The sequence below is a fragment of the Hymenobacter sp. M1-2 genome (assembly GCF_057808495.1).
The window spans coordinates 37,390-63,894 of sequence record NZ_JBTYZO010000030.1 but is presented as its reverse complement, the minus strand read 5'-3'; the positions used below and the strand labels follow the sequence as shown (position 1 = coordinate 63,894).

21 protein-coding genes and 1 pseudogene are annotated in these 26,505 nt (G+C 58.7%); 11 read left to right on the top strand and 11 right to left on the bottom strand.

The window, feature by feature from the left end; genetic code table 11:
• Positions 1–385: 385 nt before the first annotated feature.
• The gene (locus ACYSMN_RS22740) at positions 386–1,558 is read right to left on the bottom strand and encodes a galactokinase (RefSeq protein ID WP_488926220.1); all 1,173 of its coding nucleotides are present in this window, start codon (positions 1,556–1,558) and stop codon (positions 386–388) included.
• Positions 1,559–2,321: 763 nt separating this feature from the next.
• On the opposite strand from ACYSMN_RS22740, the gene ACYSMN_RS22735 reads away from it, so the two are divergent.
• A complete protein-coding gene (locus ACYSMN_RS22735; protein ID WP_488926219.1) occupies positions 2,322–3,911 on the top strand; it encodes a family 43 glycosylhydrolase in 1,590 nt (529 codons plus the stop codon).
• A 258-nt stretch (positions 3,912–4,169) separates the two neighbouring features.
• Positions 4,170–5,090, top strand: a complete 921-nt coding sequence (locus ACYSMN_RS22730) for an SMP-30/gluconolactonase/LRE family protein (RefSeq protein WP_488926218.1) — start codon at positions 4,170–4,172, stop codon at positions 5,088–5,090.
• Between the two features lie 177 nt (positions 5,091–5,267).
• Here the strand turns inward: ACYSMN_RS22730 and ACYSMN_RS22725 are convergent, their stop codons facing one another.
• Both ACYSMN_RS22725 and ACYSMN_RS22720 read right to left on the bottom strand, forming a co-directional pair.
• A complete protein-coding gene (locus ACYSMN_RS22725; protein ID WP_488926217.1) occupies positions 5,268–6,683 on the bottom strand; it encodes a hypothetical protein in 1,416 nt (471 codons plus the stop codon).
• A gap of 18 nt (positions 6,684–6,701) precedes the next feature.
• The gene (locus tag ACYSMN_RS22720) at positions 6,702–7,823 is read right to left on the bottom strand and encodes a hypothetical protein (protein WP_488926216.1); all 1,122 of its coding nucleotides are present in this window, start codon (positions 7,821–7,823) and stop codon (positions 6,702–6,704) included.
• A 472-nt stretch (positions 7,824–8,295) separates the two neighbouring features.
• On the opposite strand from ACYSMN_RS22720, the gene ACYSMN_RS22715 reads away from it, so the two are divergent.
• On the top strand, positions 8,296–11,496 hold the full coding sequence (locus tag ACYSMN_RS22715; RefSeq protein ID WP_488926215.1) for a reprolysin-like metallopeptidase: 3,201 nt from the start codon (positions 8,296–8,298) through the stop codon (positions 11,494–11,496).
• A gap of 512 nt (positions 11,497–12,008) precedes the next feature.
• Here ACYSMN_RS22715 and ACYSMN_RS22710 read toward each other — a convergent pair.
• The 5 genes and pseudogenes from ACYSMN_RS22710 to ettA form a co-directional block, all read right to left on the bottom strand.
• Positions 12,009–12,194: pseudogene (locus ACYSMN_RS22710) on the bottom strand (energy-dependent translational throttle protein EttA); the annotation flags it as partial.
• A 9-nt stretch (positions 12,195–12,203) separates the two neighbouring features.
• Entirely contained in the window at positions 12,204–12,671 is a 468-nt protein-coding gene (locus tag ACYSMN_RS22705; RefSeq protein ID WP_488926214.1) for a hypothetical protein, read from the bottom strand.
• Positions 12,671–13,105, bottom strand: a complete 435-nt coding sequence (locus ACYSMN_RS22700; protein ID WP_488926213.1) for a helix-turn-helix domain-containing protein — start codon at positions 13,103–13,105, stop codon at positions 12,671–12,673. Before ACYSMN_RS22700 ends, ACYSMN_RS22705 begins: the two co-directional genes overlap by 1 nt.
• Positions 13,068–13,463 (bottom strand): hypothetical protein, encoded by a 396-nt coding sequence (locus tag ACYSMN_RS22695; RefSeq protein WP_488926212.1) that lies wholly within the window; start codon positions 13,461–13,463, stop codon positions 13,068–13,070. Before ACYSMN_RS22695 ends, ACYSMN_RS22700 begins: the two co-directional genes overlap by 38 nt.
• 177 nt (positions 13,464–13,640) lie before the next feature.
• Positions 13,641–15,308, bottom strand: a complete 1,668-nt coding sequence (ettA, locus tag ACYSMN_RS22690) for an energy-dependent translational throttle protein EttA (RefSeq protein WP_488926211.1) — start codon at positions 15,306–15,308, stop codon at positions 13,641–13,643.
• Between the two features lie 316 nt (positions 15,309–15,624).
• Between ettA and ACYSMN_RS22685 the strand changes: the two genes are divergently transcribed.
• The 3 genes from ACYSMN_RS22685 to ACYSMN_RS22675 all read left to right on the top strand — a co-directional run bounded on the left by ACYSMN_RS22685 (position 15,625) and on the right by ACYSMN_RS22675 (position 18,122).
• On the top strand, positions 15,625–16,923 hold the full coding sequence (locus ACYSMN_RS22685) for a DUF349 domain-containing protein (protein WP_488926210.1): 1,299 nt from the start codon (positions 15,625–15,627) through the stop codon (positions 16,921–16,923).
• Between the two features lie 141 nt (positions 16,924–17,064).
• A complete protein-coding gene (locus ACYSMN_RS22680; protein WP_019948259.1) occupies positions 17,065–17,286 on the top strand; it encodes a DUF2795 domain-containing protein in 222 nt (73 codons plus the stop codon).
• Positions 17,287–17,378: 92 nt separating this feature from the next.
• Positions 17,379–18,122, top strand: coding sequence for an ABC transporter ATP-binding protein (locus ACYSMN_RS22675; RefSeq protein ID WP_488926209.1), 744 nt, complete (start codon positions 17,379–17,381; stop codon positions 18,120–18,122).
• Positions 18,123–18,332: 210 nt separating this feature from the next.
• Here the strand turns inward: ACYSMN_RS22675 and ACYSMN_RS22670 are convergent, their stop codons facing one another.
• The 3 genes from ACYSMN_RS22670 to ACYSMN_RS22660 all read right to left on the bottom strand — a co-directional run bounded on the left by ACYSMN_RS22670 (position 18,333) and on the right by ACYSMN_RS22660 (position 22,090).
• Entirely contained in the window at positions 18,333–19,511 is a 1,179-nt protein-coding gene (locus ACYSMN_RS22670; RefSeq protein ID WP_488926208.1) for a lycopene cyclase family protein, read from the bottom strand.
• Positions 19,512–19,707: 196 nt separating this feature from the next.
• Positions 19,708–20,571: an LOG family protein gene (locus ACYSMN_RS22665; RefSeq protein ID WP_488926207.1), complete on the bottom strand. Its 864-nt coding sequence runs from the start codon at positions 20,569–20,571 to the stop codon at positions 19,708–19,710.
• A gap of 256 nt (positions 20,572–20,827) precedes the next feature.
• Positions 20,828–22,090, bottom strand: coding sequence for an ABC transporter permease (locus ACYSMN_RS22660; protein WP_488926206.1), 1,263 nt, complete (start codon positions 22,088–22,090; stop codon positions 20,828–20,830).
• A gap of 211 nt (positions 22,091–22,301) precedes the next feature.
• On the opposite strand from ACYSMN_RS22660, the gene queA reads away from it, so the two are divergent.
• The 5 genes from queA (at position 22,302) to ACYSMN_RS22635 (ending at position 26,328) form a co-directional block, all read left to right on the top strand.
• Positions 22,302–23,354, top strand: coding sequence for a tRNA preQ1(34) S-adenosylmethionine ribosyltransferase-isomerase QueA (gene queA / locus ACYSMN_RS22655; RefSeq protein ID WP_488926205.1), 1,053 nt, complete (start codon positions 22,302–22,304; stop codon positions 23,352–23,354).
• Between the two features lie 111 nt (positions 23,355–23,465).
• Positions 23,466–24,188, top strand: a complete 723-nt coding sequence (locus tag ACYSMN_RS22650; RefSeq protein ID WP_488926204.1) for a 2-C-methyl-D-erythritol 4-phosphate cytidylyltransferase — start codon at positions 23,466–23,468, stop codon at positions 24,186–24,188.
• A gap of 332 nt (positions 24,189–24,520) precedes the next feature.
• Entirely contained in the window at positions 24,521–25,096 is a 576-nt protein-coding gene (locus tag ACYSMN_RS22645; RefSeq protein WP_488926203.1) for a DUF4142 domain-containing protein, read from the top strand.
• 58 nt (positions 25,097–25,154) lie between these two features.
• Positions 25,155–25,391, top strand: coding sequence for a hypothetical protein (locus ACYSMN_RS22640; protein WP_488926202.1), 237 nt, complete (start codon positions 25,155–25,157; stop codon positions 25,389–25,391).
• A gap of 232 nt (positions 25,392–25,623) precedes the next feature.
• Positions 25,624–26,328 carry a DUF4142 domain-containing protein gene (locus ACYSMN_RS22635; RefSeq protein ID WP_488926201.1) on the top strand — a complete coding sequence of 235 codons (705 nt, stop codon included), beginning with the start codon at positions 25,624–25,626 and terminating at the stop codon, positions 26,326–26,328.
• Positions 26,329–26,505 lie beyond the last annotated feature (177 nt).

The following is a 26,505-nucleotide window of genomic DNA, read 5'->3' as shown; positions in this document are numbered from 1 at the left end:
CCCATAGGGTCCACGGCATTGTAGAAGATGCCACTCCAAATAACGCAATTTGAGCGCCTACTGAACTATGGCCGTAAGCTATGCAGTAGTACCCACATCGGGGCGGCATATTGGCATATCGGTAGAAGCAATGACCACACAATTGAGTGAAGTCTCGTCGAGAAACATTAAATCGTTGGACGGTTTGTGTCGCCCCGATGGGGCTCTCCCTGGCTTTATATTCGTTGTTTCTACCGATATACCGCCCCGCCGGGGCTCTGGAGACCAGAAAGATAGTAGCGCTGGTTCCTCTCCTTGAAAAGGTGAGTAAATAGCCCTAGAAACCTCTCCGCAGCTTGCTGTTGCGACAAGTCTCTAGAAGCACCTTCAAGCAAGTGCCGTACGCTTAGCTTTCCAGCTCCACGCTCTGCATTTCCGACACACCATTGACGATGTTGGTCTGGTAGGTTTCCAGTTCCCGGCCAAACCGCTGCTGGTAGGCGGCTCCTACTTGCTGGATGAAGCTTTCCACTTGTTCAGGAACGACGAGGTTGATGGTGCAGCCACCGAAGCCACCGCCCATCATGCGGGCGCCGTACACCCCAGGCACCTGGCGCGCGGCTTCTACCAGCACGTCCAGCTCTTCGCAGCTCACTTCGTAATCGTCGCGGAGGCCGGCGTGGGAGGCGTACATGTCCTGCCCGAAAGCCACGAGGTCGTGCTGTTCCAGGTGCTGGCAGGCCGTGACGACGCGCTGGTTTTCTTGCACTACGTAGGCGCAACGGCGGAACGTGAGCGAGCCTAGCTCATCGCGGTGGGCTTCGAGTTGCTCCAGCGTGGCGTCGCGGAGGCTTTGTATCTCGGGGTAGTGGCGGCGCAGGATTTCCACGCCTTTCTCGCACTCCTGCCGGCGCTTGTTGTACTCGGAGTCGGCGAGGCTGTGCTTCACACCAGAGTTGCAGAGCACAATGCGGCAGGCTTGGGTGTCGAAGGGAAAATAGTCGTAGGCCAGGGAGCGGCAGTCGAGGCGCACAGCCTGGCCGGGGCGGCCGAAGAGGCTGGCAAACTGGTCCATAAGGCCGCACATGACGCCCGCATACTCGTGCTCAGCTTTCTGGGCGGCGTGGGCCAGCATCATCTTGTCGAGCTGGGTGTTGAGCAGCTTGTCCAGGGCGAAAGCCAGCCCGCACTCCACCGCCGCCGACGACGACATGCCCGCACCAACCGGCACCGTACCCCCGAATACGCAATCGAAACCCTGCATTGCTACACCGCGCTTTTGCAGCTGCGCCACCACCCCGAGCAAGTAGTTGGCCCACTGCGTGTCGGTGCGGTGCACCTGGTCGACACCTATACTATAGGCTTCTTTAAGATCGTGCGACACCAGCCGAATTTCTTCCCGGTCGTTGAGGGCTACGGCGAAGTAAATTTCCTTGTCGATGGCGGCGGGCAGCACGAAGCCCTGGTTGTAGTCGGTGTGCTCCCCAATGAGGTTGACGCGGCCGGGCGCGCGCACCAGCAACGGGGCCACGTAGCCGAAGTGACGATGGAAAGCGGAGGCAATAGCAGTAGCAACCATAGCGAAGAAAGCGGAGAGAAGGCAGTAATACTAGCCCGAGAATACGCAGAATAAGCTTCGCCGGTCGAAAGCTTCGTTTCTAGAAGCATGAAATACCCCTAGAATCTCACTCCGAAAAGCGGCTAGCGTCATTTGCTGGCTATTCCTTTGATGAGAGCAGCACCGCCCTCCTTTTCCGCGGCGTGGTTTCAATGTATACCAACTAGCGGACCGCTAAATAGAAGAGTAGCGCGGAAATTTATTCTGCGCGCGAGCCTTAGGCAAGTTCTTACGCACTAATGCAAGTGGTGTGATGCTGGATATTCTGGCCTTGCTCGGCCGCGGAACGGATTTCCGCGCTACACACCGCTGAGCAGGCCACTGCCCCTGAGTCTAGGCGCGAATAGCCTTATAAACCGCTGCGGCTATTCTTCCTTTCATCGTGCTGTATGGCCTTTCTGTCGACGGATGCGGGCGTCTGAACAAAAAAACGGCGGCAAATTGGCCGTGTGAATAGGGTTTCATTAACTTCGAATAATCAAAGGTACCGAGACGAGCATTTCTCGTTGTGGCTAGCCTTTATATTGAAACGCAGATCGTTTACTGGCTTACAAGAAGTCTTTCCCTGATCTAAACTTTCCCCTTTCCATCCAAATTTTTTGTTGCCTTTGGCGCGCATTTTGTCCGAACATGCTTTGTCGGCATGCTGGGTGTCGCGTCATGGCAACCGCACCGAACAACTCGCTGGGTAGGTTTTCTTTTCCCACCTCTATCTTCTCTCGCTTTGTCTTTCGAATTGGAATCCGGGACTATGGTTCCCACGCCGGACGCTGATCTGTTGGTTGACCGTCTGGAGTCTTTCTTCCCTGGCGCCGCCGTAGCTGCCCCGGTAGCTCCCGCCCGTGTCACCTACGACCGGCTGGTGCTGCCCGGCGACTTTCCCGACCCTACTATTGCCAAGATCGGCGACACCTACTGGGTGAGTGCTACCTCGGCAGAGTGGGGCGCGGTGTTCCCGCTCTTCAAGTCCGACGACTTGCTGCACTGGGAGCTGGTGAGCCACGTTTTCCCCGGCCGCCTGCCCGAGTGGTGCGACTCCAACTTCTGGGCGCCCGAAATTTTCTACGAGGGCGGCAAAGTATACCTCTATTATACGGCCCGTAAAAAAGGCGGTATGCTGTGTGTGGCCGTGGCCAGCGCCGACCGTCCCGAGGGTCCTTATACCGACCACGGCCCGCTGGTGGGCGAAGCGGCCGGCTCCATCGACGGCTTCCCCATCCGCGACGAGCACGGCGTGCTGCACTTGGTCTGGAAAAACGACGGCAACAGCCGCGGCAAGGCCACGCCCATCTGGGCCCAGCGCCTCGATGAGCAGACGCTGAAGCTGGTGGGCAAGCGCAAAGAGCTGTTCCGCAACGATGCGCCCTGGGAAGGCCCGCTGGTGGAAGGCTCGGCTATGGTGCGCCACAACGGCTACTTCTACATGTTCTACGCCGGCAACGCCTGCTGCGGCAAGTACTGCACCTACGCGGAGGGCGTGGCCCGCTCCCGCACCTTGCTGGGACCGTGGGAGAAATGCCCGCAGAACCCCATCCTCACCGACAACAACGTGTGGAAGTGCCCCGGCCACGGCACCGTAGCCGAAAAAAATGGCCGCTGGTTTCTGCTGCACCATGCCTACCACGCCAACAGCCACGAGTTTGTGGGCCGGCAGGGGCTTCTGAGCGAATTCACCTGGAACGCTGAAGGCTGGCCGGAATTTGTCAATAAGAGCCCCCAGGCCGCTCCGCTGGCCGATGTGCGGGCGCTGAACGTGACCGATACCTTCGAAGGCGAGGCGCTGAACCTGACCTGGCAGTGGCCGGTGGGCAACATTCCGCGCCTGGAAGTGGCCGACAACCAGCTGCGGCTAGGTGCCAGCACAGCCCGCCTGGGCGCGATGGTGGCCCAGCGCACGTACACCGCCACCTACACTACCAGCGTCGTGCTGAATACCACGGAGCTGAGCGAGGGCACGTTTGCCGGCCTCGGCGCGGTGGGTGACCCTTACAACGCCCTAGCCCTGGTAGCCGGCGACAACATGCTACAGCTCTGGCACGTGAAAATGGGCAAGAAGCAGCGCCTCGCGCACGTGCTCCTGGAGCCTTGCGCCACGCTGGGCCTGCGCCTCGAATGCTGGGGCGGCAGCCGCTACCGCTTCGGCTTCAGCCTCGACGGTGGCCGGAACTGGGAGCCGCTCCGCACCGATGGCTTCACTGTCAACGGCACCTACCTTCCGCCCTGGGACCGGGGTGTGCGCGTGGGCCTTATCGCACAGGGAGAGGAGACGGAGACGGTAAGCTTCGAGCATTTCACCCTTCGCAACCAACGCTAGGCAGGTTGTCATTGCGAGCGGAGCGAAGCAATCCTTCCTCTCTTTGAGACTGATTCTCTACCCAGAAAAGCCCCTGACGTATGCCAACGTCAGGGGCTTTTCGCTTCAGGGAGTTTTGCGCATCGGGAGGAAGGATTGCTTCGCTCCGCTCGCAATGACAGATGGGACTACCTTGCTGCTTCCGTTGCGTTAGAAGTACTTCAACCAGACAATCGCCAAGCCTGGCTGCACCTTGCCGGCTCCACTAGTTCTTCCCTCATGAACCAGCTTACTCTCCGCCTTTCTTTACTGCTGACTGCCTCGGCGGCTTTGGTGGGTGCTACGCTCACTACTACCACCGCTACTTCACAACCAAGCCGGCAAGTAGCCAAAACGAAACCGGCGGAGCCGAAGCTGGTGGCGCGGCAGTTCAAGTTCACGGAAGGGCCGGCGGTGGACAAGGCGGGCAACATCTTCTTCACCGACCAGCCCAACGACAAAATCTGGAAGTACGATACCAAGGGCCAGCTCAGCGTCTTTCTGGCGAAAAGCGGCCGGGCCAATGGGCTGTACTTCGATGCCAACGGCAACCTGCTGGCCTGCGCCGACGAGAACAATCAGCTCTGGTCCATCGCGCCGAATGGGAAGGTGACGGTGCTGCTGGCCGACGTGCAGGGCCAGCGTCTCAACGGCCCCAACGACCTTTGGGTGCACCCCGTCAGCCAGGGCATTTACTTCACCGATCCTTACTACCCGCGTGACTACTGGACGCAGCGCAGCCCGGAGCCATTTCAGGGCATCCAGAAAGTGTATTTGCTGCCCAAAGGCCAGACCCAGCCCATAGTGGTGGACGACCAGCTGCAAAAGCCCAACGGCATCGTTGGGACGCCCGACGGCAAGCAGCTTTACGTGGCTGACATTCAAGCCAACAAAACCTACCGCTACCAAATCGGCCCCGAAGGACGGCTCGTTAGCCGCCAGCTCTTCGCCCCGCAGGGCTCCGACGGCATGACTCTCGACCGCAAAGGCAACGTGTACCTCACCGGCGACGGCGTAACGGTGTACAGCCCCGCCGGCAAGAAAATCCGCCACATCCCTGTTCCTGCCGCCTGGACCGGCAACGTCTGCTTCGGCGGCAAAGACCGGAAAACACTGTTTATCACCGCCTCAGATGCGGTATTCGTGATGCGGGTAGAATAGGTGCCGAACGCAGAAGTGTCTTGGCCTGAGTTGGCCGATTACCTGGGCGTGGCACGGGCACTGCTGGCCCACGCGGAGAGCCAGCAACAAACACGCCCGGAAAGTCCCCAGCATCAGCGCCGCCAATCATGATGGGAAACAGCCGGCAGTGATACCGTCCTCAACTTTTGAGAAACACTAAAAATCGAAGTCGGCGGGCTCTCCGTTGAGGACGCGGCCACTGAGCACCTGCTGGCGGGCATAGTCGATATACCAGGGTTCGGCGTCGTGGTTGGAGCAGCCGCATTTGTAGACTGGGGGGGCGGGACGCAAGCCCAGGGACAGCCGATGCTGGTAGTCTTCGTACTCGGCTACCACCAGCGCCAGCAGTTGCCGCCACCGCAGGCCCTGCGCTGCCTGCTGCAAGGCTGGCCGCCAATCGTCCGCATCTTCGGCTATCGGCATAATGATATCATGCTCTTCTACCAGAGCGCAAAAGTCGAACAACGCTTGATCGGCTTCCTCGCTGTGGACACGGTTGATACCTTCGTCCATTGCGCGGCGCAGCTCCAGCAGTTGCGGTGTAGGGTCAAATGACTCTACTATGGTCCGAAACAACGCTTTCTGGTTGTGGGTATACCACCACGGACGCGAGTCGGGCGGGGGCGGCGGAGCGGGAGAGGGTAGCTCGGCTGCTTGCGGAGCCGCTTCGGCCGGCGTCTCTTCGGCCGGCGTCTCTTCGTCCAGGGTCTCTTCAGCTGGCGTCTCTTCAGCTGGCGGGGGTGCTACAGCCGGTGCCTCGGCCAGCAAGACCGGCGCGGATGGTTTTTGCGCGAATTGGTGGCGGAAGTCCAGCCGCGTATAAAAATCTTCTTTCATGCCGCGCACGTTGGGCAAGTGGCGCAGCTGACCTGTCCCGTGGTGTTCGTCGTAGAAGCGGTACCAGCGCGGATATTTAGGGAAGCCTCGTTCGTCGTCGTCATCAAAGTCGTCGTCGTCGAAGTCATCATCGTCGTCGTCGTCATATTCATCGGCGACGCCATTTTGCAGCAGGTGACTATCGGGCGGCAAGCCGGGCAGTTCGTCGGGGTAGTATTCGCTACGGAGTTCAAAATAGTCCTGCCAACGCGACTCATAGCGTACGCTGCCGTCGAGCCAGCGGCCGGCTACGCTCGCCGGGCTGTTCACGTAGTCGCAATACAAGGCAAACTCGGTGGGCGTGATGGGCGGCAGAAACGGGCACTCATCAGGGTGAGCGCCCCAATACTCAAACTGCCGCGTTACTTGCGCTTCGGGCAGACGGATGAGGCCGGCCCGCCACCGACACTGCAAATCGAACAGCTTCTTCTGCTGGATTTCCCACAGCCGCAGCCGGGCCTGGTCGCGCGCACCGGTGAGCTTGTCTTCAAACTGCTTCACGCGCTTGGCACCGTTCTGCACGTAGCTGGCCTTGCGGCGCGCGTACTCCTGAATGAAGGCCTCCACGCTCGCGGGGGTATAGCCGGCGAAGTAGGGCTGGTAGGCCGGATTCGTACGCAGCTCGTGCTCGGTATCGCGTACAAGCTGGGCCAGCTGCTCCTGTTCTTCCGCAGCTCGGCTATGGTAGTCAGACATCGTAGTAGCCGAAAAAAGTTAGTCTTTGGGATCAGGGTGCGCGATGCCCACTCGCTCGCGCAGGCAATACTCGTCGTACACCGCCTCCAGGGCAGCGCTTAGTACGCGGCGCTGGTAGGCCACGTAAGCGTCGTCGAGGCACTGTCGCCAGTCGGGTCCCGCCTTGATGGGCACCGGCTCATAGATTTCCGACAGATAGCTGTAGGTGGAGTGAGCCGTGTTTGCCAATGAATCCTGTTCTTCGCGGTGCTCCATTACCCGCATGGCCTGCACCAGCTCCGGCGCTTCAAACCGCTTCAGCAGCGTTTCAGTGAGCGCTAAGTCGTAGGGGCTGAGATAGCGCAGCGTAGGCTGGGCCGGAGCTTCGGGGCTCTCCACCTCAGGAAGCGGATCGGTGGGCGCTAGGGCGTCATCCTCGTCGTAGCCCCGGGGTTTGGGGCCCCGCACATCGGGGAGTTGCAGCAAGAAGCTGGTGCCTTGGTGCTGGTCGTAGAAGGTATACCAGTCGGGGTACCGGTAGAACATATTGAATAAGTCGCCCAGCGGTTCGGCAAGGCCGTCTGGCACATCAGGATGCAGCATATCGTGGCCGGGGGAGCCAGAACCAGCATCCTCCAGCCGCCACCACAGCCGAAACTCGTGGTAGTCTTGCCAGCTGGTTGGCCCCAGGGCGTCGGCGCCCAGGTCTTGACATTCGTCGCTGGCCAGGTAGCGCTGGTAGAGCGCTACTTCCTCGGGCGTAACAGGCTCAAGCACCGGGCAGGTATGAATGTGCTTGCCCCACTGGCTGAACTCGTGGCCGTCCGTCACGCCCGCCACTTCCACCTGTCCGGCCCGCCACCGGCACTGAAGGTTGAACAGCTTCTTTTGCTGAATTTCCCACAGCCGGCGGTAGGCTTGCGCGTAGGGCCGACGCAGCTGAGCCTGTTCGTTTCTGAGCCAGTTGGGTCCATGGATCAGGTAGCGCGCTTTCTGCTCGGCGTAGTCTTTGAGCAAGCCTTGCCCATCGTTGGCAAATTGCTCGAGCCACTGCTGCACGGCCGGGTTAGCGGCCAGCCGAGCCTCCGTGTCTGCCACAATGCGCAGGTACTGGCGGTGCTGCGCCGCTTTGTCGGCGTACATATCTTTTTTGGCGGCCATAGGATATGATTTGCGGCCTGGTCAACCAACCATTAGCCTCGCATAAAGAAAGGATTATTTCTTTTACGCGGAGTCAAAATCTCATCAAATCGTGGTGGCCGCCTTCCGATCCAGCGCGCCCGTAACACACCCGCCCGCAGCGGCTATTGAAAAAATCTTCTTCGGCAGCTTACGCCGAATGCTATGAAGAGCACGGTCGAGAAGCGCGGCGTTTTGAGCAGGTCCAGGCAAAACCCACCTTCTCTACCCTATGCCGCGCGCTGTATAAGCAGTGTAGCGCCTACCTTGCTGCTAGTTGATAAGAAACATGGCTACTGAAAAAGCGCATTGAGGGCGCCGGGGAGCCAGGTAGTCATTCGAGCCCGGCGCGGGTGCTCATTACACATCTATTGCTTATGAATGGGTCTGGGCTGACGATATGATTACATTTGGCAACTTTTCTGGCAAAACTCATCATCTAACCCCATTTCCATTGAAACAAACTTATTCATCCGTAACGCGGCGTCTGCTTGGCTTGGCGCTGCTCACCGGCTCCCTATCGACGGCCACGGCCCAGCAACGGACCGCGGCCGTTTTGCTTCGCGATGAAGCTGCCGTTGCCTCGCCTCTGGCAGCGGCCCTGCAACGCTCCCGCCCGCTCACGCTCGACGTGGCCGCGGCTCGCGCCACGCTAGCAGCCGCGCCGGCTGAAAACCAGGCGGGCGCCGCCCCGCTGGTACTTGCTCTGCCTCTACCCGATGGCAGCACCGCCCATTTTGCCGTGTGGCAAACGGCCGTGATGGCGCCGGCCCTGGCCGCCCGCTACCCCGAAATCCGCACCTACGCCGGCCGCGGCCTCGACGACGCCACGGCCAGCGTGCGCCTCGACTTAACGCCGGCCGGCTTTCACGCCCAAATTTTGTCTACTACCACGGGCACCATCTTCATCGATCCCGCCCGCCGCAACGACACACAGCACTACCTCAGCTTCTTCAAGCGCGACATGCGTCGGTCGGGTTCGGGCGCAGGAACGTGTACTTTCAAGCCAATTAAAAAGGACCGCTCTACTGCTGCGCAGCCCCACATTACTCAGGGTGCTAGCGCCCCAGCTGAGCTGAGTAGCGGCGGTCTGCTCCGTACTTACCGGCTAGCCGTAGCCGCCACGGGCGAGTACACCACCTTCCACGGTGGTACAGTGGCTCTGGCCCAAGCCGCCATCGTGACGAGCGTGAACCGGGTGGTGGGCGTGTATGAGAAAGAGCTGGCCGTGCGGCTGGTGCTGGTGCCCAGCAACGACCGGCTGGTGTACACGGATGCCGCCACCGACCCGTATACCAACGACAACGGGGAAGCTATGTTGGATGAAAACCAAACCAACGTGGATGCCCTGATTGGCTCCGCCAACTACGACATCGGCCACGTGTTCAGCACCGGAGGCGGTGGTATCGCCGGCTACGCGGTGGTGTGCCGCGCCAGCCGCAAGGCCGAAGGAGTAACTGGCAGCAGCTCGCCCGTAGCTGACGCGTTCGATATCGACTACGTAGCCCACGAGATGGGGCACCAGTTCAGCGGCAGTCACCCCTTCAATGGTAACTCGGGTAGCTGCGGCGGTGGCAACCGTAGCCCGGAAGCGGCCTGGGAGCCCGGCTCGGGCAGCACCATCATGGCCTATGCGGGCATTTGCGGCAGCAACCAAGACCTACAACCGAATTCCGACGCATTTTTTCACGTGGGCAACTACGAGGAGATGCGCGGCTTTATCGTGAATACCACCTGCGCTACGGCTACGGCTACCGGCAACACCCCGCCGCTGGTGAGTGTGCCAGCCTCGGGCCTCACGCTGCCCAGCGGCACGCCCTTCAAGCTGACTGCCACCGGCGTCGACGTGGAAGGCGACCGGCTCACCTACAACTGGGAAGAACTGGACCTGGGCACTGCCGGCTCGCCCACGGCCACGCAGGTAGCCAACGACAACGTGCCCCTGTTTCGCTCTTTCGTACCTAGCGCCTCGCCCACCCGCTATTTCCCCCGCCTGAGCGACTTAGTAAATAATACGGTAGTACTTGGCGAGCGGCTGCCCACCGTGACGCGGAAACTCACCTTCAAGTGCACTGCCCGCGACGAACACGCGGGCCCAGCCGGCGTAATTGGCGGCGTTGTGAGCAGCGACTCCGTGAAACTGCTCGTCACGAGTACCGCGGGTCCGTTCTTGGTTACCAGCCCCAATACAGCCGTAACCTGGCCGGGCAGTTCCAGCCAACCCGTGACCTGGGACGTGGCCGGCACCACCGCCAACGGCGTGAACTGCGCCCAGGTGAACATCCGCCTCAGCACCGACGGCGGCCTCACCTACCCCACCATTCTGGCCTCGAACGTGCCGAACTCCGGCACGGCCACCGTTGCGGTGCCGAGCGTGGCGACCACCACGGCCCGCATCATGGTAGAAGCCGCCGGCAACTATTTCTTCGACATTTCGAACGCCGACTTCACCATCACCAGTCCTGCGGCCTGCGCGCCGCCCACAGCGCTGGCCGTGAGCAATATCACCAACACCGGCGCCCGCGTGGCCTTCACGGCTAGCACCACAGCCACTCGGTATGTGGTAACGACCACGCCCGCCACTACCACTCAAAACGTAACTGCCTCCCCAGTTAACTTGACGGGCCTGACGCCCGGCACCACCTACACGGTACAAATCGTGTCGGATTGTGGCAGCGGCAGCACTTCGGTAGCGGCTACGACCAGCTTCACTACCACCGCGCCCGCACCCTGCCTGGCACCTTCCGAGCTGAGTGCGAGCAATATCACGCTGACTTCGGCTACTATCAACTTTCTGGGCGCGGCCTCCGCTACCAGCTACACCATCACGACGGTGCCCGCCACTACCAGTCGGACGGTAACCGCCTCTCCGGTGACCCTGACGGGCCTGACGCCCCGTACCACCTACCAGGTGCGCATAGTAGCCAACTGCGCGGGTGGTGCCACGTCTACTACGGCCGTGTTGCCTTTTCGCACGCTGGCCCCGGCTCCCGCCAATGACCTTTGCTCTGCTGCGCTGCCCCTGACCTGCGGCGTAGCCGTAACGGGCACCACCGAAGGCGCTACCGCCACCGGCGACCCAACTGCTGCTTGTGGTACTTCCGTAGACCAGGGCGGCGTATTCTACACCCTCACCGGCACGGGCGGCACTATCAGCCTCACCACTTGCAGCCCCACCACCAACTACGACAGTAAGCTGTTCGTCTACCAGGGCACTTGCGGCGGCATCTACACCTGCGTAACTGGCAACGATGACGGCCCCCTAAGCTGCGGCGTGACTTCTGCCGTTTCTTTCCCTTCTACTAGCGGCGCCACCTACCTCGTCTTCGTCTCGGGTTTCGAAGAAGAAGTAGGCAACTTCAGCTTGCTGGCCACTTGCAGTCCACTGGCGAACAAGTCGGCTAAGGGCCAGGCGGCGTTCCAGGTGTGGCCGAACCCAGTGGGCACGCAGGCCGCCTTCCGGGTAGAGCTGCCCACCGCGGCCGTGGCCGCTACGGCTACCCTGCACAACGTGCTGGGTCAGCAAATAACTCAGCGCACGTTCACGGGAGCTTCCACTGAAGTTTCTACTGCGGGTCTGGCTTCCGGCACCTACCTGCTCACGGTACAGGTAGCTGGTCAGGCTCCCGCCGTGCGCCGCGTAATCGTGGAATAACAGGCTTATAACCGGTTATTCAAAAAGGCCGACGCTGGAGCAGCGTCGGCCTTTTCTGTTTCGATGTCTTCCGATGCCCTCCTCACGTCCGCTCTTGCAACCGCCAAGCCCTGTAGCTCCTTGGTAGGCTCCCGCATTAAACTCTGATATTCTGCGGGGGCAGCTCCCGGCACAGCTGCCTCCACAGTCTGGCCACGGGCGGTAAAGGCGGCGCATCCCACCCCACTTGTACTCGACTTAGCTGCGGCTGAAGTGGCCATGTACGTTGCCGGGGGCGAAAGCGCAGCACCTGCGAATGCAGAGGCAGAAGCCGAAAAGCTGGCACTTTTGGGACTGGCACTTTTTATTGCCAATCCCAAAAGTGCCAGCTTTTCGGCGACCGTGCGGTGGATGGTCCAGGCTGGTCTGGGTGAGCAAGGATACGAGACAAAATAAAGACCGACGCTGCTTGAGCGTCGGCCTTCTTATTGAGGTAGTGCCGCTATGATGAGGCTTGAGAGAAGGAGCCTCGCCTAGTTCAGCTTCTTGTACCGCACACGCTTGGGCTCTACATCGCCGAGGCGCTTCTTCTTGGCCTCCTCATAGTCGGAGAAGTTGCCCTCGAACCACACCACTTCCGAATCGCCCTCGAAAGCTAAGATGTGCGTGGCCAGGCGGTCCAGGAACCACCGGTCGTGGCTGATGATGACGGCGCAGCCAGCAGCCTGCTATTCATTTGGAGCCGTTGGTGGCTGCCAAAGTTGTTGCGGACTGATAATTGGCAAGGAGGCCCCGCCAAACGAGGTACCCGCCAGTCGCGCTTGCAATTGCCCCCGCATGGTTGAATATGCCAGGCTGACGGCCGTGTGAGCCAGCGGCAGGGGCAGCTTTCCATCTTTGCGCAACTCATCCAGTCCTCGGTATTCAAACACAACAGCAATACGGGCTTTCACGCGCGGTTTGATACCGTCAGCTGGTCGGGCTTTAGCAGGAATAGTGATGTCCGTGTACATATCTACCCGCAGCCGATCCGCCTCTGAACTAAGGAGGATGTCGGCCTTCGATTTGAATACGTAACGCCTGCCAACAGCCAAGGGCGGCATGGTGTCATCTAGGGTCAAGTGCATCAATTGCACTTGGCATAGTGTCAAAGCCTCGACCGTAAAACGCGGTGCGGTAGCAGGAGTTTCAGCCATTAAGCTGCTTCTGTAAGTGAATATGCTTCTTCTACTGGGGCAGCGCCCCGACGCCGGGGCTCCTGGTTGCGTACTGGTAGCTGCCAATCGGCTCCGGTTTCGGCCCACTGCAACTTGGCAGGCGCAGTACGCGCAACGGCTGCCGCTTGGTCACGAAAGGTCAGAATCAAATCCTCTTCCAACACTGCCTCAAGGCGCGTCAGACTTTTGAGGGTGAAGTTGTGCAAGCCGCTGAGCCACCGGCTTACTTCTGATTCTTTCTTTCCCAACCGATCCGCCAATGCTTTTTGCGTTAGTCCTTTCCGTTTCATGGCCGCGGCAATCAAGCCAGACAGCTGCATTGACTTATCTACGAATCGTTTCTCTTCTTCTCTGGGAGGGTTTTGCGCGAGTAAGTCAGCTAGGGTATTCATCGTCAGGAATTTCGATTTCAAGTGAGTAGGCTTGCGTCGCGTTTTCGGGTAAGCGCTCCGGCCCTACGTGACGCCGCCGCAGGGCCTGTACTACATAATTCATCAACTGAAAGTGGGGTAAGCAGTCGGGGCTTTCTTGTACCGTCTGGCCGGATTTGATACCGCCACCACAAAGCAGCAGATTCTGGTCGTCAAACCGGTAGCAGTACAAACGTAGCGGACCTTTGTCTATGGGCAGTGCGTACCCGTGGCCTTCACCCGGTCGGAAGAAGCGCAGCAAAGCACCTTCCAACCGGGCAATTCTATCCAGCCAATCGAGTAAGGTTCGTAGAGCGGCACCAAAGCGCTTATCTGATTGGCAGCGAGGATGAATAAGCATGCGGTTGAAGAAACGAACTGTTTCCGGGGCATCCTGCTGCGGGAGCCGTACCGAGTACAAGCGGGCTTTTAGCCCCTCAGCGAACCACACTATTTCAACTCTGATCTTCACTTAAAAGTTAAGACAAAAGTAAGGAAATATTCGAACAGCAATCGAAACCATAATAATTTTCACGCTCTATCCCAGGCTCCGGTACCGCACGCGCTTGGGCTCCACGTCGCCGAGGCGCTTCTTCTTAGCCTCCTCATAGTCGGAGAAGTTGCCTTCGAACCACACCACCTGCGAATCGCCCTCGAAAGCTAAGATGTGCGTAGCCAGGCGGTCCAGGAACCACCGGTCGTGGCTGATGATGACGGCGCAGCCGGCAAAGTTTTCCAGCGCGTCTTCCAGCGCTCGAATGGCATTCACGTCGAGGTCGTTGGTGGGCTCGTCGAGCAGCAGCAGGTTGGCGCCTTGCTTGAGCGTGGTGGCCAGGTGCACGCGGTTTCGCTCTCCGCCCGAGAGCGAGCCTACTTTCTTCTCTTGGTCGCCGCCGCGGAAGTTGAAGTTGCTCACGTAGGCGCGGGCATTCACCGGCCGGCCGGCCAGCAGCATGGTTTCGGTGCCCCCCGAAATAGTTTCGAACACCGACTTGTTGGGGTCCAGCGTGTCGTGCTGCTGGTCTACGTAGGCCGTCTGCACCGTGGGGCCCACCGCGAAGGTGCCCGCGTCGGGCTTCATTTGGTCGGTGATGAGGCGGAAGAGCGTGGTTTTGCCGGCGCCGTTGGGTCCGATAATGCCCACGATACCGCCCTGCGGCAGCGCGAAGCTCAGGTTTTCAAACAGCAGTTTGTCGCCGAAGGCCTTGCTCAACCCTTCTGCTTCAATAACCTGCGCACCGAGGCGCGGGCCGTCGGGGATGAACAGCTCCAGTTTCTGCTCCTTCTCCTTAACGTCTTCGTTCACCATCTTGTCGTAGCCGGCGAGACGGGCCTTGCTCTTGGCTTGGCGGGCTTTGGGGGCCATGCGCACCCATTCCAGCTCGCGCTGCAAGGTTTTTTGGCGCTTGCTCTCGGTCTTCTCTTCCTGGGCCAGTCGGGTCGATTTCTGCTCCAGCCACGACGAGTAATTGCCTTTCCACGGAATACCCTCGCCCCGGTCCAGCTCCAGAATCCAGCCGGCTACGTTGTCGAGGAAGTACCGGTCGTGGGTTACGGCAATGACGGTGCCTTTGTACTGTTGTAAGTGCTGTTCCAGCCACAGCACGCTCTCGGCGTCAAGGTGGTTGGTGGGTTCGTCAAGCAGTAGCACGTCGGGCTCTTGCAGCAGCAAACGGCACAGCGCCACCCGGCGCTTTTCGCCCCCGGACAGGTTACCGGTAATGGCTTCCGGCGCGGGCGTGCGTAGGGCGTCCATAGCTCGTTCCAGCTTGCTGTCGAGATTCCAGGCGTCGAGCTGGTCGAGGCGTTCTTGCACGGCACCTTGGCGCTCCAGCAGCTTGTCGAAGTCGGCGTCTTCGGCCCCGAAGGCTTCGTTGATTTCGTCGAATTCCTTGAGCAGGGCCACGGTTTCGGCTACGCCTTCCTGCACCACTTCCAGCACCGTTTTGCTGGCGTCGAGCTGGGGCTCCTGCTCCAGGTAGCCTACCGAGTAGCCCGGCGACCATACCACGTCGCCCTGAATTTGCTTGTCGACGCCGGCAATAATCTTCAGCAGACTCGACTTACCCGACCCGTTGAGACCGAGTACGCCAATTTTGGCGCCGTAAAAAAACGAGAGATAAATATTCTTGAGAACCTGTTTCTGCGGCGGGTAAATCTTGCTTACCCCGGCCATCGAGAAAATAATGGTGGGCTGGTCACTCATGCGTGGGGAGTTGTAGAGGGTGAATGAACTGAGACCGACAAAATCGTCAATTTATCTGTCTGAAAATGCTATTTTGCTCCGTCCAAGCGCCCACTCTGTCAGCATTCCTGAGTTCATTGTTCAAACTCAGATCCGCCTAGGAGTGACTCTGCTACAGACTGGAATTGCCAAAGGTAGGCAGGGCCAATGGCGTTTGCTACCCCGCATATATGCGAGGAATGTTGCAACAAGACGTAAACTTGCACATCTTTCCGGTCCGAGTACCGCCTTCTGGCATTTTCACCACACACCTATTCGCTTCCGCGTTATCTAGATTATGGAACAACAAGACCACTTGCTGGCCGAAGCCCGCCGTTATGGCTACGTTGAGGGCGACCAGGTGTGGCTCCGGCCTTTCATGGACTTACCCGCCCGCCAGGTAGGCCAGGTGAAGGAATCGGCCGATGCTTCGCTACTGTATTTTGCTAATCGTTTTCAGACATTCCAGGGGAAAGTAGAGGAGCTGCTGCAGAAGATGGCAGAATCAGAGAACAAAGGCTCTTTCCTGATGAAGGCCCTGCACCTCAAGGAGCAAGTGACCAGCTACGACGGCCTCGGCGACTTTGAAACGCTGCACCGCCGCCTCACCGAAGCCGAAGAGTCCATCAAGGTGACCGTGGCCCGCAACCGCGAGAAAAACCTGGCCACCAAAATCAGCCTTATCCAGCAGGCCGAAGAGCTGCACCACACCCTGGACTGGACCACGGCCGGCGAGCAGATTCACGAGCTGCGCCAGGCCTGGATCAAGACCGGGCCCGTAGATAAGCAGCAAACCGAGGAGCTGGAAAACCGCTTCCGCATTGCAGTCGACATATTCTTCCAGCGTCGTAAGGCCTTCCAGAACGAGAAGAAGGCCATGACCAACCGCGCCGCCGACCAGTACAAGGCCCTCATCCGGCAGTCGGAGGCGCTACAGAATTCCGACGATTTCGAAAACACCACGGCCAAGCTCAAGCAGTTGCAGCAGGCCTGGAAGGAAGTGGGCGGTTCGTTGCCGCGCAAGCAAGCCAACGAACTCTGGACCCAGTTCCGGGCGGCGCACAACCTGTTTTTCGAACGGCTCAAGCAGCACATCGAGAGCAAGCGCACCGATTCCAAAGAAAACTTCATGGACGACAACCTGAGCCGCAAGCGGGCCTTGGTTGCCGAAGCCGTGGAGCTGCTCAACCGGCCCATGCACGAGGCCGTAGCCCGCGCCAAAGAGCTGCAAGCCGCCTGGAAAAAGGTGGGCCCGGTGCGGGGCGAAGAATCGGACCGAGTGTGGGAGCAATTCATCCTCGCCTGCGATAAGGTGTTTGAGATGAGCGCCTTGGAACACTACGTCCGCAAGCGGCCTGAGAATAGCACAGCGTCGCGCGAGGAGCAGGTCAATATTCGGGTACAAGCCCTGCGCGACTTTATCAAGTCGGACAAGCAGGAGCAGGAAGCCCTGGTAGAAAACCTGGGTAAGCTCAGCTCCGCCCCCGCCAACGACGCTTTCCGGCAGATGCTGCAAAGCAAAATCCGGGCATTTGACCGGAAAATCCGAACCAAAAACGACCTGATTACGCTATTGCGCCAACGGCTAGTTGCGTAGCCCAGCCGAAGCGGTTATATTACATTGCCTGCCAGGCGCAACAGAACCGCCTAAGGTCACGTTGTCAGACTCTCCGGACCGGCCGGATTTTTGTTAGCCGGCTTTTCATTCGACCACCTTTTTTAAGTAGCCCACACCACTATGTACTGGACGCTGGAACTTGCTTCGTACCTGGAAGACGCTCCCTGGCCCGCCACCAAGGATGAACTAATTGACTATTCCATCCGCTCGGGTGCTCCGATGGAAGTAGTGGAAAACCTACAGGCCCTGGAAGACGACGGCCAGCCCTACGAGAACATCGAAGAAGTATGGCCGGACTATCCGACCAAAGAGGACTTCATGTTCAACGAAGACGAGTACTAAGGGTCAGAAGTGAGATCTGAGAGGTGAGAAGTGAGACTTTTTTGTGTGCTCTGCTGCTCCGCAGGTAAGGGCTTATTTTCGTCTCGCTTCTTATGTCTGATATTGCACCTCTACATATAGAAAATCTGGTTGCGGGGTATGAACAGCGTGTTCTACTCCGCAACCTTTTTTTTACGATTTCCGAGCCGAGTTTCGTAGCTATTGTGGGGCATAACGGCTGTGGCAAGACCACGCTGTTCCGCACTCTAACTAAACAGCTGGCCTACGAAGGCTCCATCTACCTAAACGGCCACGACCTGCGCGCCCTGCGCCGGCCCGCGGCCGAAGGCTTTTTGGCTTATCTGCCCCAGCGCACCACCGTCGGCTTTCCCATTCGGGTGCGGGAGTTGGTAGTAATGGGCCGCTACCGACACCGCGGCGGGCTGCTCAGCGCCTACTCTCCTACCGATTATACACTGGCTGATGCCGCGCTGGCCCGCGTGGGGGCGGCGCGCTTGGCGGAGCAGGATTTCACGCTGCTTTCCGGCGGCGAGCAGCAATTAGTGTGGCTGGCCCAGCTCAGCCTCCAGGATGCTCCCATCTACCTGCTCGATGAGCCTACCCAGCAGCTCGACGTATACTACCGTCGCCGCGTCTTCGATCTGCTGCACGGCTGGGTAACGGAGCAGCGCAAAACCGTGCTCTGCATCACCCACGACCTCGATAACCTTTCCGCCCTCAACGGCGGCTACTTGCTCAACCTCTCCCACCCCAGCCCACACCTGGAGCCACTCACCCCCGCCACCGTCCTAGCCGCCCGGGAGTTTCTGGAAAGCGAAGCGTCGGTTGGGAATTAGGACTGAGGAATGGCTACGAGGCTTACAATGAAAGGGGGTGTCTATTTTTTTACGCTAGCTCCGGTCTGCTCGCTTTTCGCGAGCTGAACGGTCGCGGAAAGCGCCACTAGAGTAAAAAATGAGCAGACGAAACAGCTTTAGCAAGCAGCAACCGTTCAGCTCGCGAAAAGCGGGCAGACCGGAGTGCATGGCCCTCCTTCTTCTTCATTCCTAATTCCTCGTTCCATTTCCTGGTTTGCCTCGCAGGACGTGCCAGATGGAGCGCAGGAAGGGCCAGGGGGTGACAGAGTTCATCACTTGGAAATTCTCCTTCCAGGAAGTACGCTCATCCAGAAAATCGAAGATTCTTTCGAGTGGATTGCGGCTGAACAGCTCCGCGAAAATGTTGCGCGTCTGTTGGCCTTGGCGCTGCATGATGTCGAGCAGCAGCGTATCGAAGAGGTGAAACTGCCATTGGTCGCCGGTGGAGTCCGTGGGTGGGTGGCCGGTGGTGGCCAAAGCCTCTACTAGCCGGACAGAATGGGCCTGAATCCGCTTGAAAGCGTAGCCCGTGCTTGGTTTGGCCCTTCCCGCCCGAGTGCCTAGGTTGATAATGTGCGGACCAACGGTGGCGGGCAATGGGTGGTCGGTCATGGGTATGGCTCCGATTTCCTCGGCCGCAGTGCGAAACTCCGTGACGCCCAGCTCAAGCAAGTACTGCCGCATGGCCGCTTCGTACTCCTGCTTGGGCAACATCTCGGCGGAAAACAAGGTGTACTCCACCAAGGCCCGCCGCTTGCTGAACGGCAGCACGTACATGAAACGCGCTTCCCGCTCCTGCTCACCCCGGAAATCCATGAATTCCACCGTCGTGGGGTCGAAAACATCCTGCGGCGTTTCCACTTCCCAGCCCACAAAATGCTGGAGCAGATAGCGGTGCCGGTTGAGGCGCGGTTGGAGCTGCGGCGGACGACTATCGAAGGCGTAGCGCGCCGTGAAGCTGCCCTGGCTGGTCTGCGCTGCAACTCCAGTTGGGGTGTTTTCTAGCGCGGTTACTGTGGCCTGGACCCGCTCAAACTGCGGATTGGCGGCCAACGCCTTGCGCACGAAGTTGTAGTAGTCCAGCCCCCGAATCATCTTGTAGCGGTGGCGCTTGAGGGCGAATACTCGCTCAAACTGCGGACTCCGAAAGGCAATCTGCCCCCACTCGTGCGCCACGATGCCATCAAACAGCGACGGGGCATCGGCCCAGAACGACCAGGTTCGGTCGTTTTGGTCTTTGGCTTCGGACTCCAGGATGAGTACCCGCTTGTCGGCGAGGCGCGGTTCCTGGCTGATATGATACGCCAGACTCAGGCCGGCAGCTCCGCCCCCAACAATCACATAATCAAAATCGAAGACTGCGGCCACACACAACAGCGGCCGGAAAGAAGCCACCGCCGCAAGTTAATGCACTTACGAAACCAGGGAACTAAGGGCTGCGTCGGTCTAACTGCCTGGCACCCGCTGGCACTTCAACAACTGGCAGGCCAACAACTGGCGGGCAAGCATAAAAAAACCAGCTTCCCAGACGAGAGAAGCTGGTTTCGTAGTCCTTTGGCGTCAATTAGAAGTTTGGCGAGAGCAGGTACTTGGAATAGAAGTCGTCGATGATTTTCACGGCCGAAGCAGCGTCGTCTACGATTTGGATGAGGTGCATGTCTTCGGGCGAGATGTTGTGCTCCTCGTGCAGCATCACATCCTCAATCCACTTAAACAGACCGTTCCAGTACGCGGAGCCCACCAGCACGATGGGAAAGCGCCCGATTTTTTTGGTCTGGATAAGCGTAATAGCTTCAAACAACTCATCAAGGGTGCCGAAGCCGCCGGGCATGCCAATGAAGCCCTGCGCGTACTTCACGAACATCACCTTCCGCACGAAGAAGTAGTCGAAGTTGATGACTTTGTCGGGGTCGATGTAGATATTGTGGAACTGTTCGAACGGCAGCTCAATGTTGAGGCCCACCGAACGGCCGCCTTCCGAGCGGGCGCCCTTGTTGCCAGCTTCCATGATGCCAGGGCCACCACCCGTGATAACGCCGTACCCGTGACGCACCAACTTGGCCGCAATTTCCTCGGCCATCTGGTAGTACGGATTGTCGGGTTTGGTGCGGGCGGAGCCGAAGATGCTCACGCAAGGCCCGATTTTGGTCATCTTCTCGAAGCCCTCCACGAACTCGGCCATCACCTTGAAGATCTGCCAGGAGTCGGCAATCTTAATCTCGTTCCAGTCCTTGTCAACGAAGGCCTTGCGGATGCGCTGCTCATCATCGAGCTGCACGGTCCGCTCGCCGTGGGTTTGCTCCCGGATGTCGCTGATAGTCTTGACTTTGTTGTTATTAACGTCGGGCTGGTGGATAGTTTGGCCGCTCCCGGCGTTCAATGCTTCATCCGACACCTTGGTGCGGCTGGTCTTCTTGAGCTTGGTCATGAGGTATGCTACTTACTGAAACGACACATTGCTAGCAGCAACGTATTCGCGGAAAAAATGGGGGGGGATTTGGCAAAAAGAAAGCCGCCCCACGCAAGCAGGGCGACCAAAAGTACGGCCGGCCAAGTTAACGATTTACTAACGTATGGTTGTTTTATGGTTGAATGGCTTAATTGTTTAATGGTTAAATGGTTGATGTTCTGGCGGCTCGTTGAGCGACCAACCATTTAACCATTAAACAATTAAGCCATTTATCTCACTTACTCCGAATGGCGATAACAGGGTCCAGGTTAGCCGCTAGCACGGCCGGGATGATACCAGCCAGCATGCCAATCACCACCGACACGGTCAAGCCCAAGGTGATATTCCAGGCCGAGAGGTTGAGCGGCATCACATCCTGCGGCACGAGCGTGATGAGCCACACCAGGAAAATGCCAGTTGAGCCGCCTAACAAGCATAAAAACACCGCCTCAAACAGAAACTGGAACAGAATGAAGTAGTTCTTAGCGCCCAAGGATTTCTGAATGCCAATGATATTGGTGCGCTCCTTCACCGACACAAACATGATGTTGGCAATACCAAAGCCCCCGACAACCATCGCGAAGCCGCCAATAACCCAACCTGCCAAGCCAATCACCGAAAACAGCTTGCCGACCATGTTGGACAGCATTTCGGGCCGGTTCAAGGCGAAGTTGTCTTCCTCGCGCGGTTTCAGGGTGCGGATGTTGCGCAGCAGCCCTTTCATCTCGTATTCCAAGTCGAGCAGGCCGGCGTCTTCTTCGCGGCCTTTCACGGCAATGGTGGGCGTGACGCCAGTGAGGCCGTTGGTGCTCAGCGCGAATATCTTGGTGAAAGCGCCGAACGGAATAACGCAGTTGGTGTCGTTACTGGGCGTGTCGAGAATCTTTTTGCCTTCTTTTTTCACCACCCCAATAATGGTGAACGTAAGGCCGCGGGCCTTGAACTCCTTGCCCAACGCAGAACCGTTGGGAAAAAGATTAGTGGCAATATCGGCCCCCACGATGGCCACGTTGCGGGCGGCATCTATTTCCTGCTGGGTGAAGTAGCGGCCCTCCGCAATGGGCAGATCCGACACGTTGCGGTAGTCAAACGTGACGCCTTGCAGCGCGCAGCCTTCCATGCTGTTGGAGCCGGCCCGCAGCGTGTTGCCGCCCGTAGCCGCGTAAATAGCCACGCCCTTCTGGTTGTCGGAGAGTGTCCGCTGTAGCTCCCGAAACTCGCGCACCGTGGGCGCGGGCCGCTGGAAGTAGCGCCACCATGGGTAGTCGGGCTGGTCGAAGGTCCAGGGCATCTTCATGACGTAGATGACCTTGTCGCCGACGAAGCTCATGCTCTGGCGCACGTTGGCTTCGAGCGAATCAACGACGGTCAGGACAGCGATGATGGCAAAGATGCCCACCGTAACGCCCAGTAGAGAAAGCACCGTGCGCAGCAGGTTCGATTTGAGGGCTTGCCACGCGAAGCGGAAGCTTTCCAGGGTCAGGCGCAGAGCTTTCATTTAGGGCACGATTAAATGGCTGAATTGCTTAATGGCTGAATGATTGGCCGTTCTGATGAAGCAATGCAGAACAATCAACCATGCAGCCATTAAGCAATTCAGCCATTAACTTACTTTTCGGGCGAAAAGTAACAATTAATCCAGCGAAACTATGTACTTTCGCCGGCTCAAATTTTTGTTAGCTTGCCCTGCTATTGCCCTTTCCGCCCCTATGAAGCTCACCGAGTTTAAATTCGACCTGCCCGAAGCCCTGCTTGCCCAGCACCCGGCCAAAAACCGCGACGAGTCACGCCTGATGGTATTGCACCGCGACAGTGGCAAGATCGAGCACCGCGTATTCAAAGACATCATTGAATACTTCGGCGAAGGCGACGTATTTGTGGTCAACGACACAAAAGTATTCCCGGCCCGCCTCTACGGCAACAAGGAGAAGACCGGCGCCAAGATTGAAGTGTTCCTGCTGCGCGAGCTGAACAAGGAAATTCACCTCTGGGACGTGCTCGTGGACCCCGCCCGCAAGATTCGGGTGGGCAACAAGCTGTATTTCGACGACGAAGGCGAAGTGGTAGCCGAGGTTATCGACAATACCACTTCCCGCGGCCGGACCATCAAGTTCCTTTTCGATGGCACCGACGAGGAGTTCTATAAAGCCTTGCACAACCTCGGCGAAACCCCGCTGCCCCGCGAGTCCATCACCCGCGACGCCGAGCCGGCCGACAAAGAGCGGTACCAGACCATCTACGCCAAAAACACCGGCGCCGTAGCGGCCCCTTCGGCGGGCCTGCACTTCACGCGGGAAGTACTGAAGCGCCTCGAAATCAGAGGCGTGGAAGTGGTGCCCGTAACGCTGCACGTGGGCCTGGGCACCTTCCGCCCCGTGGACGTGGAAGATCTGACCAAGCACAAAATGGACTCCGAGAATTTCATCGTGCCCGGCACCTCTGCCACGGTGGTGAATCGGGCGCTCGACGCCAAGAAGCGCGTGTGCGCCGTGGGTACCACCTCGATGCGGGCCATGGAGTCGTCGGTGTCGGCCAACTCGCGTCTGAAAGCTAATGAGGGCTGGACCGACCGGTTCATCTTCCCCCCGTACGAGTTCAAGATTGCGAACTCCCTGATCACGAACTTCCACACCCCGGAGAGCACGCTCATGATGATGGCCTCGGCCTTCGCGGGCCACGAGTTCCTGATTGAAGCCTACAAGCTCGCCATCAAAGAGAAATACAAGTTCTTCAGCTACGGCGACGCCATGCTGATTCTTTGAGGTGAGTAGGTGATTAAGGTATTAGGTAATTAGGTTTGGGGGTCCCGGCTGTCTTTCGATGGCCGGGACTTTTGTTATTTGCCGTTTTCGTGTTCTACTGTCCCGCCTACCATGTCTACTTCCTCACCTAATCCCCTAATCACCTCCTCACCTACTCACCTCCGATTTGCTATTCTCGTGGCGGGAGGCAGCGGTTTGCGGATGGGGGCCGACCAGCCCAAGCAGTTTCTGCCGCTGCTCGGCGAGCCGGTGCTGCTGCACACGCTGCGGCGCTTCGCCGAGGCGGCCTTGGGCGTGCGGCGGCTGGTAGTGGTGCTGCCCGCCGACCAGGTGGCCACGTGGCAAGAACTATGCGCCCGCCACGAACACGTGCCGGCGCATGAGCTAACCACGGGCGGAGCCACGCGCTGGGCTTCGGTGCAGCGGGGACTGGCCTTGCTGGCGCAGGAAACGGCCGGCACGGTGGCTGTGCACGATGGGGTGCGGCCCCTGACGCCGGCCAGCGTGATAGAAGCCACGTTCCAGGCGGCGTACAACCACGGGGCGGCGGTGGCGGCGGTAGTGCCCAAAGACTCGGTGCGCAACCTCAGTCAGCAGGGTTCCTACGCCCTCAACCGCGCCCGGCTACGGCTGGTGCAGACGCCCCAATGCTTCGAAATCAACCTGCTGCGCCGCGCCTACCAGCTGCCGGAGCTGAGCACGTTCACCGACGATGCCAGCGTGGTGGAAGACCTGCACCCCATCCACATCGTGGAAGGCGACTACCGCAACCTCAAAATCACGACGCCGGAAGATTTGGTGGTAGCAGAGGCGATAATGAAAGGCAATAACTAATTACCAATGAGCAACGCTGTTCGTTCTTTAGCGCGCAAATTCGTTCCGCGACGAGCCACCGGCGAGTTCCTACGCGGCTGAGCAGTAGCGCGAAGCTCCGGCTTCACGCACGAGCCGCAGGCGAGTTCCTCCGCGGCTGAGCTAGGTGGCGCCGTACCAGCTACTCGCTTCGCTGGTGCGCGAAGCCGGAGCTTCGGCTTACTCCCGACCCGGCTTGGTGGCTTCCGAAAATTGCTCATTACTCATTGCTAATTGTTCATTGAAATAACTGCTCTGTCTTACCGGCCGTATAGGTTGGCGTGTCCTTTCTGTTTCGCCAAACCTCTGACTCCATGCGGCTTTTTCCCTTGCAGCTCACTAGCATAGCCCTCGTGTTACTTTCGGCCTGTGGTTCGGAAGCCAACAAAGACCCCATCGCCGAGGCTAAATTTCAGAACGAAAAGCGCATTGGCGATGAGAACGTGACGGCCAAACAGGAGCGTGACGCGGAGTTTATGGTGCGCGCGGCCAGCCAAAGTATGCTGGACGTGGAAATGAGCCAGATAGCGCAACGCAAAGCCACTTCGCCCGATGTGAAGTATCTGGCCCAGACCATCATTGGGGAACACGCCACCATGCAAGCCGCGCTGAAACAGCTGGCGGGCCGCAAGAACATTGTGCTGCCCAGCAGCCTGGGCGAAAAGCAAGGCGAGCCGCTCGGGGAGCTGGCCGCTCTCAACGGCCCCGGCTTCGACCAGAAATACGTGGAGCTGCTCGAAGACAGCCACAAAGCCAGCATCGACGAGTTTGACGACATGAGCGACGAGGCGTACGATGGCGACATTCGGGCCTTTGCGGCCAACCACTTGGCCACGCTCAAGAACCACCGCGAAGCCGCCGACAAGCTGGCCGACCAACTCAGCAAATAACACCGTTCTTTCTTCCATTACGTACCAGCAATTCCTTTCTACCTAAGACACACCACCTATGAAAACGCGCTTTTTTTCCTTTCTAGCCCTGGCAGCAGTCCTCTCTCTAAGTAGCTGCGGCGGCGCTGAAAAACGGACGGACGGCACGGCCGGCGAAGCAATAAGCGACATGGACAAGGCCGCTGATAAAGGCGGCGTTGAAGCCGACGCTACCGTTATCGACAACGACGCCGGCCCTACGGTTACAGCCGATGCCGACTCGGCAATGGCTGCTGATTCTGGCGCTGCTAAGTAGTAATACGCAGCCGCTTACAGGCTTTACAGGAGGCCCGATTTCGTTTCAGGACGAAGCCGGGCCTTCTTTTGTGGCCAAGCAACTAGCTGAACACTAGCAACCTTCTTCAAACCAACCCGTTGACTAGGGCTAAACTAAACCTTTCTCACAAGCAAAGCAGACGAAGCAGTTAGCCTCCTGTTCTCTCCCTAGAGGCTTGCCCTTCTTCTGCTTAATCTACTACCTACCCACCATGAAACGCATATTTCTTAACCTAGCCGCAGCCTCCGCCCTTCTTTGCGCCACCGCCTGCTCTAGCGGCACCGGAACCACTGCTACGGATACCGCCAACGCCACCGGCGAAGCCACGGGCACTACGGCCGGTAGCATGAGCAGCGACAATATGAGTGGCTCGGCCACGAGCGACTCTTCTGCCATGTCATCGGCTCCCACTACTGGTGCTACCAGCACGGCCAGCACCACGGCGGCAGCTACGGCCACGGCTGATCCGAACGGCCCCACCGCGCCGCACTCTTCGGACCCCGAGTTCATGAAGTCGGCCGCGCACAGCGACCAGAATGAGATTCAGCTGAGCAAGCTGGTGCTGGAAAAAGGCGCTACGGGCATGGCTAAAACCCACGCCGAAATGATGATCAAGGACCACACCACTTCGACGGCCAACCTGAAAGCCATTGCGGCGAAGAAGAAGGTGACCTTGCCTACCGACATGGACGCCGAGCACAAAGCCATTGCCGCGCAAATGGGTAAGCTCTCGGGCAAGGAGCTGGAAAAGAAGTTCATGGACCAGATGGTGCTCGACCACCAGAAGACGCTGAACACCATGGCCGCGCACCAAAAAATGACGCAGGATGCTGACCTGCAAGGCTTCATCACCAAGACCACGCCGGTGGTTGCCAATCACCTCACGATGTCGAAAGAACACGCGGGCATGATGTAGTACAGGCTCTAGCTTGTATTGCGAGCAAAACACCTATTCAATAAAAAGCCGCCACTCTTGCTGAGTGGCGGCTTTTTGTTTGCCACGCAGTTCAAGTTCATAACGCTCCTTTTGCTGCCACGGCAGTATTCTAATTGCTTAGTTTAGAACCCTTAGCGACTAGTGGAGTATAAACAC